Genomic DNA, 337 nt, shown 5'->3' with positions numbered 1-337 from the left:
TCGGCAGTGGCACGCTGAAGAGGAATTCACCGTCATGGGCCGTGTAGAACTCCGCAACGTTTTCGGCTGTGACTGTGGAGTAGAGTCTGCGGTTTTTAAACCTCAGACCAATGTAGAGACCGAAGCTGCACACGCGTACAACGCCGTCTTTGCTTACGCAGAGCTGGTCTGGGATACCCCAATGGTTTGTTGATTGTGTCGTCGGTGCCGTTAGTGTGGGGGTATCGGTGGGAGGTATGCCTTGCAAAGCTGCCATGTCATCGGTGCTGGCCTCGTGTGAAGTTGCCGCTTCCGCGGGGCCGTTTAGCATTTCGGATACAGCGTGTGGATTGTGCGC

General features: G+C 55.8%; 1 protein-coding gene. It reads left to right on the top strand.

What is annotated here, in order from left to right:
• Positions 1-193: hypothetical protein (locus HMPREF2635_RS13520; protein WP_210401594.1), on the top strand; the 193-nt coding region annotated here is incomplete at its 5' end.
• Between the last annotated feature and the right edge of the window lie 144 nt (positions 194-337).

Origin of the sequence: Corynebacterium sp. HMSC035E02 (genome assembly GCF_001836065.1) — a bacterium.
Taxonomy (GTDB): domain Bacteria; phylum Actinomycetota; class Actinomycetes; order Mycobacteriales; family Mycobacteriaceae; genus Corynebacterium; species Corynebacterium hiratae.
The sequence above is the reverse complement of the archived record's forward strand: the minus strand, read 5'-3'. Positions and strand labels throughout refer to the sequence as shown.